Source organism: Pseudoalteromonas galatheae (assembly GCF_005886105.2).
GTDB lineage: Bacteria > Pseudomonadota > Gammaproteobacteria > Enterobacterales > Alteromonadaceae > Pseudoalteromonas > Pseudoalteromonas galatheae.
In genome coordinates this window covers 411078-429735 of record NZ_PNCO02000001.1, presented here as the reverse complement: position 1 = coordinate 429735, position 18658 = coordinate 411078, and the positions used below count along the sequence as shown (strand labels likewise).

At 42.6% G+C, this 18658-nt stretch carries 14 protein-coding genes; 7 read left to right on the top strand and 7 right to left on the bottom strand.

Translation table 11 applies throughout. The annotated features are described in order from the left end of the window. Nucleotides 1-30: 30 nt before the first annotated feature. From CWC29_RS01805 to CWC29_RS01785, 5 genes are all read right to left on the bottom strand, one after another. On the bottom strand, nt 31-1221 hold the full coding sequence (locus CWC29_RS01805; protein ID WP_138522101.1) for a beta-ketoacyl-[acyl-carrier-protein] synthase family protein: 1191 nt from the start codon (nt 1219-1221) through the stop codon (nt 31-33). A 64-nt stretch (nt 1222-1285) separates the two neighbouring features. Further along, the gene (locus tag CWC29_RS01800) at nt 1286-3052 is read right to left on the bottom strand and encodes a non-ribosomal peptide synthetase (protein WP_138522103.1); all 1767 of its coding nucleotides are present in this window, start codon (nt 3050-3052) and stop codon (nt 1286-1288) included. A 26-nt stretch (nt 3053-3078) separates the two neighbouring features. Then, nucleotides 3079-6108, bottom strand: a complete 3030-nt coding sequence (locus CWC29_RS01795; RefSeq protein WP_138522105.1) for an SDR family NAD(P)-dependent oxidoreductase — start codon at nt 6106-6108, stop codon at nt 3079-3081. Between the two features lie 528 nt (nt 6109-6636). Next, entirely contained in the window at nt 6637-7758 is a 1122-nt protein-coding gene (locus CWC29_RS01790; protein ID WP_128728911.1) for a PilT/PilU family type 4a pilus ATPase, read from the bottom strand. 14 nt (nt 7759-7772) lie between these two features. Then, on the bottom strand, nt 7773-8819 hold the full coding sequence (locus CWC29_RS01785) for a type IV pilus twitching motility protein PilT (protein ID WP_128728627.1): 1047 nt from the start codon (nt 8817-8819) through the stop codon (nt 7773-7775). A gap of 30 nt (nt 8820-8849) precedes the next feature. Here CWC29_RS01785 and CWC29_RS01780 point away from each other — a divergent pair, with 30 nt between their 5' ends. From CWC29_RS01780 to CWC29_RS01750, 7 genes are all read left to right on the top strand, one after another. Continuing rightward, nucleotides 8850-9533 (top strand): YggS family pyridoxal phosphate-dependent enzyme, encoded by a 684-nt coding sequence (locus CWC29_RS01780; RefSeq protein ID WP_128728628.1) that lies wholly within the window; start codon nt 8850-8852, stop codon nt 9531-9533. A gap of 13 nt (nt 9534-9546) precedes the next feature. After that, a complete protein-coding gene (gene proC, locus CWC29_RS01775) occupies nt 9547-10368 on the top strand; it encodes a pyrroline-5-carboxylate reductase (protein WP_138522106.1) in 822 nt (273 codons plus the stop codon). 9 nt (nt 10369-10377) lie between these two features. Then, nucleotides 10378-10911 carry a YggT family protein gene (locus CWC29_RS01770; protein WP_128728630.1) on the top strand — a complete coding sequence of 178 codons (534 nt, stop codon included), beginning with the start codon at nt 10378-10380 and terminating at the stop codon, nt 10909-10911. Nucleotides 10912-10921: 10 nt separating this feature from the next. After that, complete coding sequence (locus CWC29_RS01765; protein WP_138522108.1) at nt 10922-11356, top strand: DUF4426 domain-containing protein; 435 nt, start codon at nt 10922-10924, stop codon at nt 11354-11356. Between the two features lie 8 nt (nt 11357-11364). Continuing rightward, on the top strand, nt 11365-11958 hold the full coding sequence (locus tag CWC29_RS01760) for an XTP/dITP diphosphatase (RefSeq protein ID WP_138522110.1): 594 nt from the start codon (nt 11365-11367) through the stop codon (nt 11956-11958). Beyond that, complete coding sequence (hemW, locus tag CWC29_RS01755) at nt 11955-13091, top strand: radical SAM family heme chaperone HemW (protein WP_128728633.1); 1137 nt, start codon at nt 11955-11957, stop codon at nt 13089-13091. The genes CWC29_RS01760 and hemW overlap by 4 nt, the downstream gene beginning before the upstream one ends. Nucleotides 13092-13170: 79 nt before the next feature. Further along, nucleotides 13171-15003 (top strand): DUF885 domain-containing protein, encoded by a 1833-nt coding sequence (locus tag CWC29_RS01750; protein WP_138522112.1) that lies wholly within the window; start codon nt 13171-13173, stop codon nt 15001-15003. A 144-nt stretch (nt 15004-15147) separates the two neighbouring features. On the opposite strand, the gene CWC29_RS24055 is transcribed toward CWC29_RS01750, so the two are convergent. After that, nucleotides 15148-16950, bottom strand: coding sequence for a sensor histidine kinase (locus CWC29_RS24055; protein WP_128728635.1), 1803 nt, complete (start codon nt 16948-16950; stop codon nt 15148-15150). A gap of 44 nt (nt 16951-16994) precedes the next feature. Beyond that, nucleotides 16995-18386, bottom strand: a complete 1392-nt coding sequence (locus CWC29_RS01740) for a diguanylate cyclase domain-containing protein (protein ID WP_138522113.1) — start codon at nt 18384-18386, stop codon at nt 16995-16997. Nucleotides 18387-18658: the final 272 nt, after the last annotated feature.

Sequence of the window (18658 nt, the reverse complement as noted above, 5' to 3'; positions counted from 1 at the left end):
TTATGTCCCTTAAATTCCTATTGCAGAGATTTATGAACGTTTATATTTTGAAAATACAAGGGACACGTTTTGCCCACCGAAACCAAACGAGTTTGACAAAATATGATTTACAGGGCGTTGACGTACTGATTCAGGCGTAACCACGACAATGTTGTCATGCTCACAGGTACCGTCGTAGTTAATTGTCGGTGGGACAACATCTTCTATAATACTTTTCACACTAAAGACATTTTGCACGATCCCAGAGGCATTCAAGCAATGGCCTGTCATTGACTTTATTGACGTCACGGGTATCGACATGCCTTGAAACAGGTCGCTCAATGTGTCCGATTCAAGCTTGTCATTTTCAGGAGTACTGGTGCCATGCGCATTCACAAAAGTAATGTCTTTCAATTCAAGCTCAGCTGCTTTAACTGCGCTGCTCATTGCACTTAGGATCTTATGCCCTTTGGGGTTACTTCTCGTTCTGTGATAGTTGTCAGTGGTACTTGCACAACCTGCAAGCTCAGCATAAATATTGTGGCCATGTTGTATCGCGTAATCCTCACTTTCGAGAATTATTGCTCCTGCCCCCTCTCCTATCACAAAGCCATCGCGACTCGCGCTAAATGGTCTTGATGCAGTTTCTGGCGAGTCATTACGTGTCGATAACGCTGATAGGTTGGAGAACTTTGTGATTGTTTCTCTGGACACAGAGCAATCAGAAGCGATAACTAAGATACGATTTGCAAGCCCAGACTGAATGGCATTAAAAGCCATTTGTAATGTTGAAGCCGATGATGCACAGGCAGTAGAAACCAAAGTGGGATAATCTTTAACCTGATATTTTTCTGCAATTCGCGCCGCAAGATTTGACTCGTAGAAGAAGGTCGTAAAGTGATCTTCAATACCTGAGTCCGCATTTTCCTTGGCGAAACGCGGTTCAATATCATACAAACCGTTAGGCAAACTATAGTAGCAGCGATCAAAACCTTCATCGTCTGCGGCAATCGCCTCATCGACTACTTTCTCTAGCAACTGCTCTAAAATCCCTCGAGGTGTTCCAAAGGTGCCATTATCTCGATAATAAGCAGCAATATGTGTTTTCATACCTGTTGTATCAAAGCGATCGATTGCCTTGACCGCTGATACTCCAGCGTCAAGTTGTTGCCAACAGTGCTCTACCGTATGGCCTAACCCTGTAGACACACCCATTCCAGTAATTACAACTTTATTTTTCATTTGTTATTCCTGATTTCGATTTTAAAAATAAAATGAAACGCCATTCCTTGTTGTGCTCTTTTGTTTATTTTCCGCTCAATAATGCCATCAATGCCTCTGGCGTTTTCAAGCGATAGAAGTCATTAACATCAATTGCAATATTCAGCCGTTTTCTTAAATTTCTTACCAATAGCATCGCAAGTACACTGCTGCCTCCAGCATGAAAGAAATCATCAGCCATCATGAAGTTAGGCTGCCCTAACATTTCACGGAAGAGGTGTAACAACTGCTCATTAATACCTGTAGGTAATTTGGAAGTAGCCGCTGACGAAGTAGAAAATAAGGATTTTATTTTTTCGCGATCAACTTTTTGGTTGATATTCAGAGGCAGTGTGGTTGAGACAAGTATTTGGGTAGGGATCATATAACTGGGTAGGTGCGCACTAAGCTCGCTTCTCACCTCCTCGCTACTCAGCGTTTCATCTTCTACCTGAACGAACAGTGCCAGTTGTTTTTTGCTCTCGTCTGTCGTTGATGAAAGTACAAAACATTGAGCATATTTCACTTGTGCTAGTGCAGCTGTGACAGCCTCTATCTCGGCCAACTCAATGCGATAGCCGTTCAGCTTAACCAACCCCTGACGACGTCCCCGGTAATGGATCACACCTTGCGCATTTTTAATTGCCAGATCACCTGTCTTGTATAGTTTCTCCGATAAGTTATCGAATTTATTTGGGACAAAAACTTCAGCTGTTTTTGCAGCGTCGTGTAAATAACCTTTTGCAACCGCTACGCCCGTTACCCAAATTTCCCCTTCTTCACCGTACGGCACAACTTGTCCTTGCTCATTGACAATGTAAATGCCAACACAATTTATTGCTTCTCCAATCGCGGGGACATCTTGTTCATCCGATAAAGGAGATAAGCATGAGTATTGAGTCACAACATGTGTTTCTGACGGGCCATATTGGTTCACCAATCGTGTTTGGAGACCTGCAAATAAGGCTCTGATCTCAGATGTAATAAGCAGCTTTTCACCAGCGACTATCACCACCTGCAGAGTTACAGGGCGAAGCTCAGGGCAAAGTTTTGCTTCTTCAGCTAGAGCTTGAAGAACTGGAGACGGCATGAAAATACGTTCGATACTCTGCTGACATAACTTTCTCAACAAAGCCTTGGGATCACGAACGTCTTCCTTTGTGGTGATCACAAGCTCTGCGCCGCTATAAAAACACGTCAATATTTCTTGTACAGCAACATCAAAACTAATCGAAGTAAATTGAATTGTACGGTATGACTTGCCAATTTCGGGTTCCAATTCTTGCTGGACCTGAAGCAGATTTGCAATCGCGGAATGCGTCATCTCGACCCCTTTAGGTTTTCCTGTCGAGCCTGATGTGTAAATAATGTAAGCGGTGTCTGTAGAATAGTTTGCCCCACATGTTCCCTTTGCCACGCGTGCAATTAAAAGAGGCGAATCATCTGTTAGCCAGCTATCCAAATAAATAAAATTTGCATCGTAATCTAAATTTTCAGCGATCTGACGCGTCGTTAAGATAGCTGCTGGCTGACTTTGAGCTAACATATAGTCGACGCGTTTAGCAGGCAAATCAGGATCGATGGGAATGTAGGGAATGCGAGCACCAAAACAAGCATTTACCGATGCTGCTAATGCCATAGACCGAGGCAAACAAATAGCAACCGCTTGAGATGCTGAAATCGCATTATTCAATACCGCAACCAGTTGCGCTGTCTTATCGCACAGCTGGGCATATGTTAGGCTATGGTTATCATCGCGTATGGCACACGAATTCATCACTCGCTCTGAGTGACTGAAAGATAAGTCCGTCATTTAGAACCTTCCTTAGACTAGGTAAATTAACGATCAGCGCGACAAGTAAGTTTGGTAATTACCTTCTCGACAGCTTCTTTAAATGGCGGATTTTTGCGTCCAAGTAGGCGATTCATATCTACCGTATACTTAGTTCCAATGAGTCGTTCAGTGGATTCTGGAAGCATTGAAGTCAACTTATCAGCCACCGACGCGGATCTATCAAAATAGACCGTCCTCTTTTGCTTTCGTATGCCGTCTAAAATTTGTGGAAGAACTTGTTCTACCGACAGCAATGCATCATTCCCATAAGCGTTGGTCGCCATCGACATCGGCGTTGCAACAAGCGGCAGGTTGAGATCGGTTACTTTTATATTGTTTCCCATATTCTCAACAGACAGAGTACCCATATACGCTTTAAGTGCCTGTTTACTTGCCGCATAACACGCAAACATTGGAGAAGGATAGTTGGTTACAATAGACTGAGAATTAACAATTTGCCCCCCGCCTTGCTCTATCATTTGAGCAAGAAATAGTTGGGTCATTTCAACCGCAGCGATGTAATTGACTTGCGCTGTTCTGTCTGCATCGTGGGCTTGTACACTGGACATGGAAAGGACGCTTTTTCTCAGTGACATACCAGCATTATTAATGACAATATCAATACCATGGAATTGCTGCATCGTCTTTTCGTAAATGTCTTTTCGTGCACTTTCGTCACAAATGTCAGCCTGAATAAAGAGGCACTTAGTGTTTTTTCTCAGCATATTCATGCTTTTCTTATCAAACTCTCGTCGTCCAATAAGTACTAAGTGTGCGCCAAGCTCACTTAACTTCATTGCCAAGCTCAAGCCAATTCCAGATGTGGCGCCTGTAATTAATATGCGCTTGCCGCGATAAAACGCCTTATTGCTTTCAGTTGGCGTTTTAAGGGGTAAACAGAGTTTAAATAACAACTTAAAGGTATTAATCCAAACTCGCTTAACACTGATTTGGTGTTCGAGTGCATGCTTCAAGCGTTCAGTGACAACCGCAATTTCAGACTCAGTCATGTCTCGCGGCATATTGAGTCGAGACATAAAAATAAGTAAGTTCGCATGCGTGATCAGCATATTAGAAACCACTGGCTCAAACAGCATTTTGCGCGCTTTGGCTGAAGGAAAATACGTTTGATTCAGCACCAGCTTAATCAGCCCCCCTTCCCCTCTCACAGCAGAAAATACCTTCGACTTAGAGATTGCAGTTTCTAATCCCGTACGAAATTGAGCATAAGTTTGTGTGATTTGAGATTCGTTTAGGCGTGAAGATAAGTCCTCAAGTCCTTGGTACGCAATATGAGATCCTAGTTGGTTAACATAACGGGATGCGAGTTTGTTATAGAGCTCTGGTTGATTCTGCTGCGCTGATGCCGCAATCGATTGGCTCAAAAGAGTCATTCCAATTGGGAAAAACATATCGCTTAGTGATTTAGCCAAGGTGACAATATCTGGCTTGTTAATTTTGCCTTGATAGGACAAAAATCGCCCCGTTCGCCACACTCCTGCGAGGACATCGTCAGTTCCAACTAGATATCCACTCGTTTCACGATAGGAGTCAACGATATCTAAAATGTCCTGCGGGATCGGTAAACAATCAAACCCTTGTACGACCTCAAACCAAACCAAACAGATATTGCCTTTACTCAATACTTTTACCAGCTGCTCAACGGCATCACTAGCATGAGGGTCAACATAGATGACATTATCACTATAAGGAGCAAATACGGTACTATCGGCCCAAGTCGCAGCGGATGCATACTGACTTAAGCTCATCGATAACAGAGTTTTTCCACTGTAGTTTTTATTGAAGGTAACAATATATTGTTTGTCTGGATTAGCCATTCGAGCAGCTAAAATGGCATTATCAACAGCACTTGCACCACTCACCGAGGGTAGTGCCACATTGAAGCCTGTAAGCTCAGATATTTTCTTACACAGTAACGCCCAATAATCTTTATCTTGACTGTGCGACTGCAATACGTGAGTCGCGATGGCATCATGGTTGTGACCTCGTAAACTGCACCCATAATTACCAGTACAGTCTAGAATATCCTCACCACTATTAAGCTTTAAACTCAGTCTTTTCGCCGATTTAACGTTAACATCCAAGCCGAGTAAACGATATAACCTAGTGCCCTGAGGGTTGATATACCTAGCCGTTGCCGCCAAGCGACTTTCAAAATCAGTCTCAATTTGATCTAGTTTATAACGTAACGCCTCAGATAGCCTTCCGGCTTTTTTTAAGCGCTCAATTGCAAAAGACAAGATTAAATTATTGCCGCCAAACGTCGAGGAATGCAAAAAACACATCTGAGGGTCATCCCAAGGTTTATACATTTCTGACGACATAATGAGCGCTCCAAATGGCGCTTGATAGTCGACGGCTGACTCACCTAATAAAATAAAGTCAGGTTCAACTTGCTTGGACAGCAATAGCTGCGCCTTTAGCTCAATACGCGATTCGTCCAAACCAAACGCGATATTGCTCTTTTTACAAACACTTCTTAATTTATTGAGACGACGTTTTTCAGCTTTAACTTCATCGCTTGAAGTTACCGGTTCAGCTTGAACTACCACGCTATGTACTTCGTCAGATAAAGACGCGTTTAACAGCGCTTCAATGGAGTCGTAAAAGGTGATACCAGTGGTAAATTCACAACTCCCCCCCAACCCAGCATGAAGCCACTTTTGGAAGAAATGATAGTCACCGAGGAAAGCGATTTTTTTTAAGGTGGGTTTACGGCTGTTTTCATAAGCTTTGTGACGACACAGCTTGATTGCAGCGTGTATAGCCTCATCATATGAGTTGTTGAAAAAGGTTTTGTAATCCTCTTTGATTATAGAAGATTGTAATAGGTCTGAGTAGACTTTTGCTAACTGAGCTAAACTTTCCGACACAAATAAGCTGACAATGAGCATACTTACGCGCTCTGATTGATGAAATGTTAGCGCATGCTCTAAAAACTCGCTTGATGTACACGCATACACCGATGCGTTAACTGGTGAAACCTCTATCTCCCGCTTATGAATACTATTCACAGCAACGTCCTTTTATAAAACAACAAAGATGACAGCGCTCACAAGCTGTCCCCGTAAACGCAAAGCAGGCAAGAATATACAACCTAAAAAACACCAGCGCAACTTTACATTTACATAAAAAACATTACATAAACCAAATAAACAAATTGCATACAAATCAATAAAAGATATTTTCAGTGAAATATTTCTTTCATAATCAGGAGAGAAAAAAAGGTTTACTTCTAGCCTAACATTTAAGGCTAAAACGCAGCTAAATCACATAAATAACAGAAAGTTAAAATCCCCCATTAGCTAGATAAAATATAACTTATGAGAGATTACGCGAATCAATAAATTGGCAGTAACTAATAGCAAAATAAATTGCAAATAAAGACAGAAAAAAGGATGAACTAAATTGTATTTCACCAGAAATGCAAAAAACAAAAAATTAACAAAAAGGAAATCGGTAGAAGGGATTTTGCAATACGCTCCATCTGAAATTCAAACAAGATGGAGCACATTTTTTAACATTATACTTTAGTATAATGTTTAATTTTTTGAGTCTAGGCCATCTACCGTAACCCCTTGTAGGAAGCCCGCACCTTTTTGTTCATTATTTTGCAGCTTGATCATTAGGCGCAAATCGTTTGGCGAATCAGCATGATGCAGTGCATCTGCATAGTTGATCCGCTGCTGCTTATAAAGCTCAAACAACGCTTGATCAAAGGTTTGCATGCCCATGTCTTTCGATTTTGCCATTGCCTCTTTAATTGAGCCAATATCGCCTTTTTTAATAAGCTCAGCAACGAGTGGGGAGTTAAGTAACACTTCAATGGCAGCTTCTCGCCCTTCTCCCTTTGAAGAAGGCACAAGTTGTTGCGCCACAATAGCACGCAAGTTCAGCGCCAAATCGTACTTTAGTTTATCGTGCTTTTCTTTAGGGACTAAGTGCATGATACGGTCAATAGCTTGGTTAGCATTATTGGCGTGCAAGGTCGCAACGCATAAATGCCCCGTTTCAGCAAAACTCAGTGCATACTCCATGGTTTCTTGCGAACGAATTTCACCTATTAAAATAACATCTGGCGCTTGGCGTAATGAGCTTTTTAAGGCAGATTCGAAACTGTCAGTATCAATGCCTACTTCACGCTGAGTAATGATGCTTTTTTGGTGTTGATGCACAAACTCGATGGGGTCTTCAATGGTTAAAATATGACCACGCTGGTTACGATTACGATAACCAAGTAATGCCGCAAGCGAGGTTGACTTACCCGTGCCCGTACCACCCACAAATAACACCAAACCACGTTTGGACATGATCACATCAGTCAAAACTGACGGCAAACCTAGCTCATTGACATCTGGAATAGCGGTCACAATACGGCGAATAACCATACCCGCACAATCTCGTTGCCAAAACGCAGAAACACGAAAACGCCCGATATCGTTAGCAATCGCAAAGTTACACTCTTTAGTGTCAAAGTATTCTTGCTTTTGCTTGTCGCTCATAATCGAGGTAACAAGATTCAGTGACTGCGCGGCATCCAATCTTTCTTCACTTAACGCTCTTAGCTCTCCATCAATTTTGGCGCTCACAGCAAGCCCAGCCGAAACGAATAAGTCAGATGCCTGCTGATTGGCCATCGTTTGCAAAAACGGTTCTATATTCATCATTACACCACTACTTAATAGCCGCTATTAAACTGGTTTTTATCATGCGCTTTCGCACGCGCATCTTGCTGTGTGATCAAGCCACGGTTTAATAGGTTTGTAAGGCATTGATCCATAGTTTGCATACCGTGCATCCCACCAGTTTGAATGGCAGAATACATCTGTGCAATCTTGTCTTCACGAATAAGATTACGAATAGCAGGGATCCCGAGCATAATTTCATGCGCAGCTATTCGCCCGCCGCCAACTTTTTTCACCAGCGTTTGTGAAATAACCGCTTGTAGCGACTCTGACAACATAGAGCGCACCATGTCTTTTTCTTCACCTGGGAACACGTCCACAATACGGTCGATGGTTTTAGGTGCTGAGGTAGTATGCAAAGTACCAAATACTAAGTGACCTGTTTCTGCGGCAGTTAGCGCTAAACGAATGGTCTCAAGATCACGTAATTCACCGACCAAAATAACGTCAGGGTCTTCACGGAGTGCACTTCTCAGCGCCGCGTTAAAGCTGTGCGTGTCTCTATGTACTTCACGTTGGTTGATAAGACTTTGCTTGTTGTCGTGAACAAATTCAATCGGGTCTTCGATGGTTAGAATATGGTGGTGTTTGTTGTTATTAATATAATCCACCATGGCAGCCAACGTGGTTGATTTACCTGAACCTGTCGGGCCGGTTACCAACACCAAACCACGCGGGTTATCTGAAATTTTGGTAAAAATGTCTGGCGCCCCCAAATCATCTAAGCTCAGCACTTGATTTGGAATGGTACGGAACACCGCAGCAGGACCACGATTTGAATTAAACGCGTTAACACGAAAACGTGCCAGATTTGGCACTTCGAACGAGAAATCTACCTCAAGGTTTTGCTCATAGTCACGACGTTGATTATCATTCATAATATCGTAGATGAGGCTGCTGACGTCTTTTGCTTCTAACGGCGGGATATTCACCCGGCGTACGTCCCCGTCAACGCGGATCATAGGGGAAACACCTGAAGAAAGGTGTAAGTCAGATGCTTTGTGTTGAACACTAAAAGCTAATAATTCAGTAATATCCATTTATAACTCCACAATGAGCACTAGTACTATATGGTTACAATAGCAGAACGCTTAGATAACGCCTACGGCAGGATAGAAAAAGCCAAGCAAAACTGTCAATTCAGCGAAACAGTACAATTACTCGCGGTTTCTAAAACCAAACCTATCGCCGATATTGAGGCTGCTATTGCGGCAGGCCAAACCCAATTTGGTGAATCTTACGTACAAGAAGCGGTTGATAAAGTTGCCTATTTTAAACAGAACAAAGCGCTTGAATGGCACTTTATTGGTCCAATCCAGTCCAATAAATCAAGATTAGTCGCCGAAAACTTCCATTGGGTGCAAAGCGTGGATAGAGAAAAAATCGCACGCAGGCTGAATGAGCAAAGACCAACAAACTTAAAGCCACTCAAGGTACTGGTGCAGGTCAATATTAGCGGTGATGACAACAAATCAGGTTGTCATCCTGATGAGGTTGATACGCTTGCGCAGTTTATTAATGACTGTCGTCAATTGGAGCTTCGTGGCTTGATGACTATCACAGAGCAAACCGATGACAGACAAAAGCAATTACAATATTTCCAGCAAATGCGCGCTTGCTTTGATAGACTAAAGGACCAATATCAACAGCTAGATACCTTATCGATGGGAATGAGTGGCGATTTAGACACTGCGATTGCAGCAGGTTCCACCATGGTTCGCATTGGTACTGATATTTTTGGCAAACGACAGTGAGGTGAATAACACAATGTCAAACAAGACAATTGCATTTATTGGAACGGGAAATATGAGCTATGCCATTATCGGTGGCATGATCAAAAGTGGCTTTGACGCGCAGTCCATTATTGCCACCAACCGCAATGCAGAAAAACTTGCCAAAGTCGCAGAGCAATTATCGGTAAGAACAACACAAGATAATCTAGAAGCAGTCGCTGCTGCCGACGTCATCGTCTTGTCTGTAAAACCACAGATGATGGCCGAGCTGTGTCAGACCTTTCAAGATGCAGATATTGATATTAGTAATAAACTGTTTATCTCTGTCGCCGCCGGTATTACCGTTGCACGACTGAGAGAAATGCTCGGCCAACCAGTAAAAATGGTGCGCTGTATGCCTAACACGCCATCATTGCTCGGACGCGGCGTGTCTGGCTTGTATGGCGTCGACATCAGCGATGAAGAAAAAGACTATGTAGAGCAAGTATTTTCATCCACCGGTATTGCCCTATGGCTTGATGAAGAGTCGAAAATCAACGACGTGATCGCGGTAACGGGTTCATCTCCAGCGTATTTCTTCTTGTTTATGGAAGCCATCGAAGAAAAAGCTAAATCTCTAGGCTTTAATGCTGAGGAAGCGAGAAAGCTTGTGCAGCAAACTGCGCTAGGTGCGGCTGAAATGGCATTATCACAACCAGAAATTAGCATCGCTCAGCTACGCGCAAACGTCACCTCTAAAGGTGGCACAACCCATGCGGCCGTTGAGCACTTAAAAGCACAGCAATTACCAAAAACCGTAGCGGACGCGATGGATGCATGTATCGCGCGCGCTGAAGCAATGGAAAAAGAAATCTAAAGGTGACCAATGAATGCCATGCAATTTTTAGTCGGGATCGTATTTGATCTATTTTTAATGGTCGTATTACTACGATTCTGGTTGCAGCTTGTCAAAGCGGACTTTTATAACCCGCTAAGCCAAGCGGTTGTTAAAGCAACCTCTTTTGCCGTGAACCCGCTGAGAAAAATCATTCCGGGTGTGGGCGGTTTAGATCTTGCCTCTTTGGTGCTGGCATTCATTATTGGCTTTGCCAAAATGGCGACGCTGATGGCGTTATTCGGTGGTTACTTTGACGCGTTAGGTGCGCTGGTTGGTGGTGCAATTACAGTAGTAAAAGAAGCATTTAGTCTGGTGTTCTGGATCCTTATTATTCGCGCCATCTTAAGTTGGGTAGCGCAAGGCTACAATCCAGTTGCCGCCGTATTCGAGCAATTAACAGAGCCGATGCTAAGACCTATTCGTAAAGTAATCCCACCGTTAGGCGGACTGGACTTATCTATTTTAGTCCTAATTATCGGCATGCAATTTTTGCAAATTCTAATGATGGATTTACTGAGATAGGAGCGCCCTAATGAAACCATTTATTATTGCATTAATGATGCTGCTTGCACCAAGCGTGTTCGCTCAAGATGAGCAAGGCGGTCAATTTAAAGACTTAGGTCCTTGGGAAGTGCATTATATCGCCTTCCCGTCTACCTTTGTTCAGCCTACAATTGCAAAAGCGTATGGCTTAATTCGTAGCGGCAAAAAAGCAATTGTGAATATCTCGGTTTTGGCCGACAAGCCAGGCAAACCAGCGGTCCAAGCTCGCGTTGCGGGGAGTGCCAAGAACCTGCTTGGTAAAACCGTACAACTAGAGTTTAAAGAAGTCGTAGAAGGTGAGGCTATATACTATCTCGCCCAATTAGATTACGACAATGAAGATATTTTTCGTTTCGACATTGAGATCAGTGAAGGTAAGCAAAGCCGTAAACTCACGTTCTCACAAAAGTTTTATGTAGAGTAGAGAAACTTATGGCAAATAAAGTGGTACTTGCCACGGGCAACCAAGGTAAAGTCAAAGAGCTTAGCGCGATGCTAAACCAGTATGACATTGAGGTATTACCGCAAAGTGATTTCGACGTGCCTGAGGTTGCAGAAACCGGCACGACCTTTGTGGAAAACGCTATTATCAAGGCGCGTCATGCTGCTAAGATTTCTGGCTTACCTGCCATTGCCGATGACTCAGGGCTTGAGGTAGACGCCTTAAACGGCGCACCTGGAGTATATTCCGCGCGTTATGCAGGCGCTAACGCCGACGACCAAAAAAATATTGATCACTTACTCGCAGCGCTTGGTGAACAAATTGAGCGCAGCGCTCGTTTTTGGTGTGTTTTAGTTTATATGCGCCACGCTGACGACCCAACGCCGATTATTTGTCAGGCAAGTTGGGAAGGTGAAATCACCACAACACAACAAGGCCGAGAAGGGTTTGGATACGATCCAATCTTTAAGGTACAAGGTTTAGACTGTACATCAGCAGAGCTAACCAAGGAAGAAAAAAACGCAATCAGCCATAGAGGACAGGCACTTAAACAACTCGTCAGTCACTTTCAAGGCCTCGCGTGAAACTACCTCCATTAAGTCTTTATGTGCACGTACCTTGGTGCGTGCAAAAGTGTCCTTACTGTGATTTCAACAGCCATGGTAAAAAAGGCGATATTCCTGAAACGGAATATATTCAACATTTACTCCACGATATCAAAGCCGATCTTCACTATGTTCAGGGCCGTAAACTCAGTAGTATTTTTATTGGCGGTGGCACCCCTAGCCTGCTTTCAGGTGAAGCGTACCGCTATTTGCTCACTGAAATCGAGGCGCTAATTGGTTTTGAGGATGACATTGAAGTCACTTTAGAAGCAAATCCAGGTACAGTTGAAACAGATCGTTTTAAACATTATGTCGAGGCTGGCATCAATCGTATTTCGATAGGTGTGCAAAGCTTACAACAGGAAAAGCTCACTCAACTTGGCCGTATTCATGGCGAGCAAGAAGCGCTAAACGCAGCACAAGAAGCCCATCAAGCAGGGTTAAACAGCTTTAATCTTGATTTGATGCATGGTCTTCCCAATCAATCTGTTAGCGATGCCTTAAGTGATTTAGAAAAAGCCATTGCAATGGCACCGCCACACCTTTCTTGGTATCAATTAACCATTGAACCAAATACGCAGTTTGCCTCTAAGCCTCCGGTTTTACCTGAGGATGAAACACTGTGGGACATCCAAGAACAAGGTCAGGCATTACTTGCGGAGCACGGCTATCAGCAATATGAGATCTCAGGCTATGCCAAAGCGGGATTTCAATGTCGACATAACTTGAATTATTGGCAATTTGGCGATTATCTCGGGATCGGCTGTGGTGCGCATGGCAAAATCACTTTGCCTGAGCAGCAACAGATCCTAAGAACCGTAAAAGTAAAGCATCCTCGCGGCTATATGGATCTGAGTAAACCCTATTTATATGAGCAGTGGCATGTTGCAAGCGATGACAGGCCATTTGAGTTTTTTATGAATGTATTCCGTTTAAAAACTGCCGCATCAAAACAACAGTTTATTGACTACACTGGCCTTGAACTTAGCGCTATTGCGACGCAAATTGCTGAGGCCGTAGATAAGGGTTTGATTGAGGAAACCAATGATTCATGGCTAGTTACAAATAAAGGCCACCGATACCTCAATGATCTGCTAGAGTTATTTGTTTAATATAGAAATTATGCGGGTAATATTCACTGCAACCCGCATGAAAACCGCCATTCGGCAACATATAATAAAAGGGTATAAAATGCGTAAATTAACCATTTTAGCAGCAGCGGTAAGCGTCGCGCTTTTTGCTGGCTGTCAACAAACCACACACTCTCCAGCACCAGCTCAAAAAGCTGAACAACAAGTCGTAAAAAGTGAAGTTGAAAAGGCGAACGCACTTTTTGAAGCGTCGTTTACCCGTGGCGTAATGCGTAGCCCAGTTTACCAAACTTATATGGGTATCAAACAAGACTACGACAAGTGGGATGACGGCAGCGAAGCGCGCCAACTTGAAGATCTTGAGCTGACGAAACAAGACTTAGCTGCGCTTAATGCAATTGATCGCAGTAAGCTAGATGCCAATACGCAAGTGAGCTACGATTTATTCAAGCAAGGCCTTGAAAACACCATCGCAGATTTTAAATGGCGTTACCATTCTTATCCAGTAAATCAGATGTATGGTACACACTCAATGGTGCCTGCATTTTTAATCAACCAACATCAAATTACCGATGTGAAAGATGCCAAAGCGTATATCTCACGTTTAAACGGCGTACCGGCTGTATTTGATCAGCTCATCATCGACTTAAAAGCGCGTGCAGATAAAGGTATTATTGCACCGAAATTCGTTTTCCCTCACGTCATTGAGTCAAGTGAAAATATCATCAAAGGTGCGCCATTTGCAGCAGGTGACGACTCAACATTACTGGCAGATTTCAAACGCAAAGTAGCAACTCTTGAAATCAGTGAAGACGAGAAATCGGCACTGGTAAAAGAAGCAACAGACGCGCTAACAACAGCAGTAAAACCTGCTTATAACAAGTTGATTGGTTACCTACATAAACTTGAGAAAAAAGCAGACAAGCGTGACGGTGCATGGAAATTTCCTAATGGCGAGAAATTTTATAATAACGCCCTAGCCCGCACGACAACCACAGCGCTAAGCGCTGAAGAAATTCACGAAATCGGTTTATCTGAAGTGGCACGTATTCATAACGAAATGCGAGCAATCAAAGAAAAAGTGGGCTTCAAAGGCGATTTAAAAGCCTTTATGGAGTTTATGAGAACCGACAAGCAGTTCTACCTTCCAAATACAGAAGCTGGTAAGGCACAATATTTGGCCGAAGCGAAAGCGATGATCGATAATATGAAGTCACGCTTGGATGAGTTGTTTATCGTTAAGCCAAAAGCAGACATGATAGTAAAACGCGTAGAGGCATTCCGCGAAAAATCAGCCGGTAAAGCTTTCTACCAGCAACCCGCACCTGACGGCTCACGTCCTGGTGTATACTATGCAAACCTTTACGATATGGAAGCCATGCCTACTTACCAAATGGAAGCCTTGGCTTATCATGAAGGTATTCCTGGTCACCACATGCAGATCGCGATTGCTCAAGAGCTAGAAGATATGCCTAAATTCCGTAAGTTTGGTGGCTACACTGCATACATCGAAGGTTGGGGCTTATATTCTGAGCTTGTACCAAAAGAAATGGGGTTATACGAAGACCCCTATTCAGATTTTGGTCGCTTAGCGATGGAATTATGGCGTGCGTGCCGCTTAGTGGTAGATACGGGGATCCACGCAATGAAGTGGACACGTCAAGAAGGTATTGATTACTACGTAAACAACACACCCAACGCTAAGTCAGACGCTGTGAAGATGGTAGAGCGCCATATTGTTATGCCTTCACAGGCGACAGCATACAAAGTGGGGATGTTGAAGATCCTAGAACTTCGCGAAGCCGCTAAAAAAGAACTGGGTGATAAGTTTGATATTCGTGAGTTCCACGACGTCGTACTGAAAAATGGCCCGGTTCCACTAAACGTGCTTGAATCATTTGTTGATGAGTGGGTAGCGAGCAAAAAAGGCTAACTCCTACTATCAATATACTTAATGAAAGCCAGCATGCTCAATCATGCTGGTTTTTTATTTCAATTACATAAGCTGTATTTGGAGAAGCAAATCGGTATCAGAAATAATGGCCGCTAGAGAACGAGTTGTTATTCCGCCCTCAGGTTACTCTTCTGTAAAATTAAATTCTGTTCCGGTTAAAATAATATGCAAGCAGGCACCGCCATGCGCTGGGCTTTGCATTTTGATTTCACCCTTCAGCTTCTGCGTTACTAAGTTATACACAATGCTCAAGCCCAGTCCTGTACCACCCGAAAAACGCTTTGAAGTAACAAAAGGTTCAAAAATGGCAGGTAATAGCTCTTTATCTATTCCCGCGCCATCATCTTTAAAATAAAAATGGATATAATCGTTAATTAACACGGTAGATACCACAATATTGAGCTTTTGCCCGTCAATCTTGGCATGCTTGATACAATTATTAATACTGTAACCAACAACTTGACTAAACACGGATGGGTAACTGTTCAACACTAAATTGTCTGGGATTTCGAGCTCAATGGCATACTCATCATGGTTTAACTCTGATTGGTAGCAATCAAAGACATTTTTAACCAAATGCTTGAGGTTGAAAGAGCTCTTTTCTTCAAACTCTCGATTCACGGCCACTAGCTTAAAGTCATCAACCAGCGAAGCTGTGCGATGCAGATTATTTTCTAATAAATATAATGCTGCTTCTGCCTCAGTAATTAGTGTCGTTAAGGTTTGTCGCTGTAACTTACCAAGTTCAAGTTGCGATTTTAGTGTAGCAACTTGCTCTTTTAAATGCGATTGGCTGGTAATAGCAACACCAAGCGGCGTATTTAACTCATGAGCAAAGCCACTTACCATATTTCCTAAGCTCGCCATTTTGGCTTCTTCGATTAAGCGTTGCTGTGCTGCGCTCAGCCGCGCTAGTAAGGTTTCAATAAATGCTAATAAGTCATCGAGTTGATGAGCAATTTGTGCAATTTCATCATTACCGTCAATATTCACCCTTAGGCTAAAATCTTCAAGCTTGGCAACTTTCACCAGTACCTTATTGATAGCCAATATATGCCGTGTGACTTTGCTATTTTGGTAATTAAGTAAGATAAGCACGGCAATATTCATTAGTACAATTAAAATGAGGCCATATAAAATGATGCTTTCTTTACGTTCTTGCGTAACGGCTTGGGTACGGATTGATACTAATTCAAACTGGCTTCTTAACTTTTGCTTCTCGGTGAACAGCTCAGCACGAACGCCTTCACCGTCGTGTAAACCTAGCTTTCTCAAAATAGTGACATAGCTTGCAAAACCCGCGTCATACCGCTTTAGCAAGTTGCTTATTTCTTCACTTAGCGCATTGCTTTTAATTAGTTGTTCAGCATGCTTCACTAGTTGCTCATGCTGTTGTAAATAACTTAAGTCAGATCTTAATAAAAAGTCCTTTTCTCGGCGTCTTAATTCCAATACTGCAATTTCTAGCTGAGGCATAGCTTTGCCTGAAATCCTATCCTGCAAAGCATGAGCACTGCGTCTAAACTCACCATAAATGCCAGCATTTTCATCATAGCCAAGCTGTTCATACAAACGAATGAGTTCATCTAATTTTGCAAAATAGGCTTTTGACAACTCATTCAGGGTTAAAAGTAGAGGTAGCAAATCCTCTTCATTGGCCATCGAATTTAGCAAATTGCTAAAGCTATCCTGATAGCTGTATTTTAATTGTGGAATAGCAGACACATGCTCCTTCTTTACTCTAATCAGAATATGCTCTTCTTGGTCCATAGTGCGCTGCAGCGCTGTTTGTACATGACTCAACTGCGCGGTCAGACGTGCACTACGGCTCACCTCATAATACAAAAACCAGCTGACGAATATGATCACTATCGCAGAGGTAAACGCGGCGATTTTAAAAAATAGAACTGACTGCTTTAACTGCACGGTACACCCTCGCCTAACTAATACTCTGTAAGCTTAGTATAGTTCTAATGAGTTTCCTGATTTGTCTTTAGAATATGATTTTCTTTGCTTTGATGTTGTGACAGATTTTTATCGTAATACATATTGTGATCCGCTCTCGCCATGAGTTCAGACACACTGCTCCGTTTTGATGCAGGAAAAGCGTACCCAACGCTTATCGATGTTTGAATGGTATGCTTATCAATTTGTAGAGGTTGACTTGCAACCTGCTCTTTAATATTTTTTATAATAGAGTTGACCAAAGCGTCTTCTGACACTCTGTGTAAAATAATAACAAACTCGTCTCCCCCTAAACGCGCGATAAAGTCATACACGCGTACTGAATTCATCAAAATAGACGAGACATGGAGTAACAATTTATCTCCAACCTCATGACCAAACTTATCATTTACTTGCTTAAAATTATTTAGATCGAGGTTGAGTAGTACAAATGACGGCTGCTCTGAACGACTGAGTAGGGTATTAAGTTGCCTAATCGCATAACGGCGGTTAGGCAATTTAGTTAAATCATCCTGCAACGATGCGATACGCGCCAAATGATAAGCTCGATAGAGCACTAATAATGATAGAAACAATATCGACGCGACAGCAGTAACCAAAACCTGAGCTTGTTGCTTCGCTTTTGCGTAAGTGCTCTCGTCAATTTGATAATTAGCCACAAGTTGCCATTCACCAGATGGTAAATTGATTGGTATGGCTAAATCCGGTGTAGCAAACAAGGTGGCGGTACCATAAAATACATCCCCGCTTTCCCCTTGCCCATCTCGGCCTCGAATAGCTAAAACTGCGTTTTCCAGCTCATTAATTCCACTGTATTCGAGCAACTTTTGATAATCCAAAACCACACTTATCGCGCCCCAATAGTTCTTATTTCTCGGATAGTCTGAAAATACAGGAAACCTCGCTATCAAGGCTTCTCCACCCTGTACGAGCTGTAATGGACCTGCGATAAATACCTTTCGAGAGTTTCTTGCAATTTCAACAGTGCGATATTGTTCAGGGTTAGTGCGAAAATCAAAACCGATAGCCGCTCGATTTCCTTCAACAGGATAAACATGGCTAATAATATTATTTGGTGCAAGACCAACATGGCGAATTAGCGTCGACTTTTCAACCGCTTTTTCAACCACATGAGACCAGTGCTCGATAGCAAAATCAGGATCAATTGTTACGAAAGTCGCTAAACTTTCAGCCAGATAGGTGTCCATAAAAATGGCATTTTCAATTTTGGCACGAATAAGTGAAATATTTGACCTTACCGTTTCAGTTCTTTCACTTACCTCCTGAACCACTATAGAGTGAGAAATAAGCTTTACCGCGTAGAAAGTCAAACTCCAGAACACGATGGTAAACAACGATAACAGCACTATGGTTTGTTTTTCTACGGTTACCTTCATCGCCTCTCTTACCTACCAAGGTTTGAACACTGTCTTACAATAAACCAGATTGGTTACAAAAGCATAGGCGAAAACACAGAAATCGCTAATTTTCCGCTAAGTCCGCGAAAAGAGGCTTCTTGCTAGGCTTAACACAATACACTGAAACCTTATGTTAGCTAGGTTACTTTAACAGCTAATATGGCTCGCTCTTGGTTGGCTTCATGACTAATAGTTTACGGCGAACTGAGAAGTTCATTGCATGAATATCAAAAATGAACTTACTCATCCTT

Coding starts and splice junctions, on each gene's coding strand:
- CWC29_RS01805 (WP_138522101.1), bottom strand. CDS start 1,221: ATGAAAAATAAAGTTGTAATTACTGGAATGGGTGTGTCTACAGGGTTA.
- CWC29_RS01770 (WP_128728630.1), top strand. CDS start 10,378: ATGAATGCCATGCAATTTTTAGTCGGGATCGTATTTGATCTATTTTTA.
- CWC29_RS01760 (WP_138522110.1), top strand. CDS start 11,365: ATGGCAAATAAAGTGGTACTTGCCACGGGCAACCAAGGTAAAGTCAAA.
- CWC29_RS01790 (WP_128728911.1), bottom strand. CDS start 7,758: ATGAATATAGAACCGTTTTTGCAAACGATGGCCAATCAGCAGGCATCT.
- CWC29_RS01800 (WP_138522103.1), bottom strand. CDS start 3,052: ATGACGGACTTATCTTTCAGTCACTCAGAGCGAGTGATGAATTCGTGT.
- CWC29_RS01785 (WP_128728627.1), bottom strand. CDS start 8,819: ATGGATATTACTGAATTATTAGCTTTTAGTGTTCAACACAAAGCATCT.
- proC (WP_138522106.1), top strand. CDS start 9,547: ATGTCAAACAAGACAATTGCATTTATTGGAACGGGAAATATGAGCTAT.
- CWC29_RS01780 (WP_128728628.1), top strand. CDS start 8,850: ATGGTTACAATAGCAGAACGCTTAGATAACGCCTACGGCAGGATAGAA.
- CWC29_RS01740 (WP_138522113.1), bottom strand. CDS start 18,386: ATGAAGGTAACCGTAGAAAAACAAACCATAGTGCTGTTATCGTTGTTT.
- CWC29_RS01765 (WP_138522108.1), top strand. CDS start 10,922: ATGAAACCATTTATTATTGCATTAATGATGCTGCTTGCACCAAGCGTG.
- CWC29_RS01750 (WP_138522112.1), top strand. CDS start 13,171: ATGCGTAAATTAACCATTTTAGCAGCAGCGGTAAGCGTCGCGCTTTTT.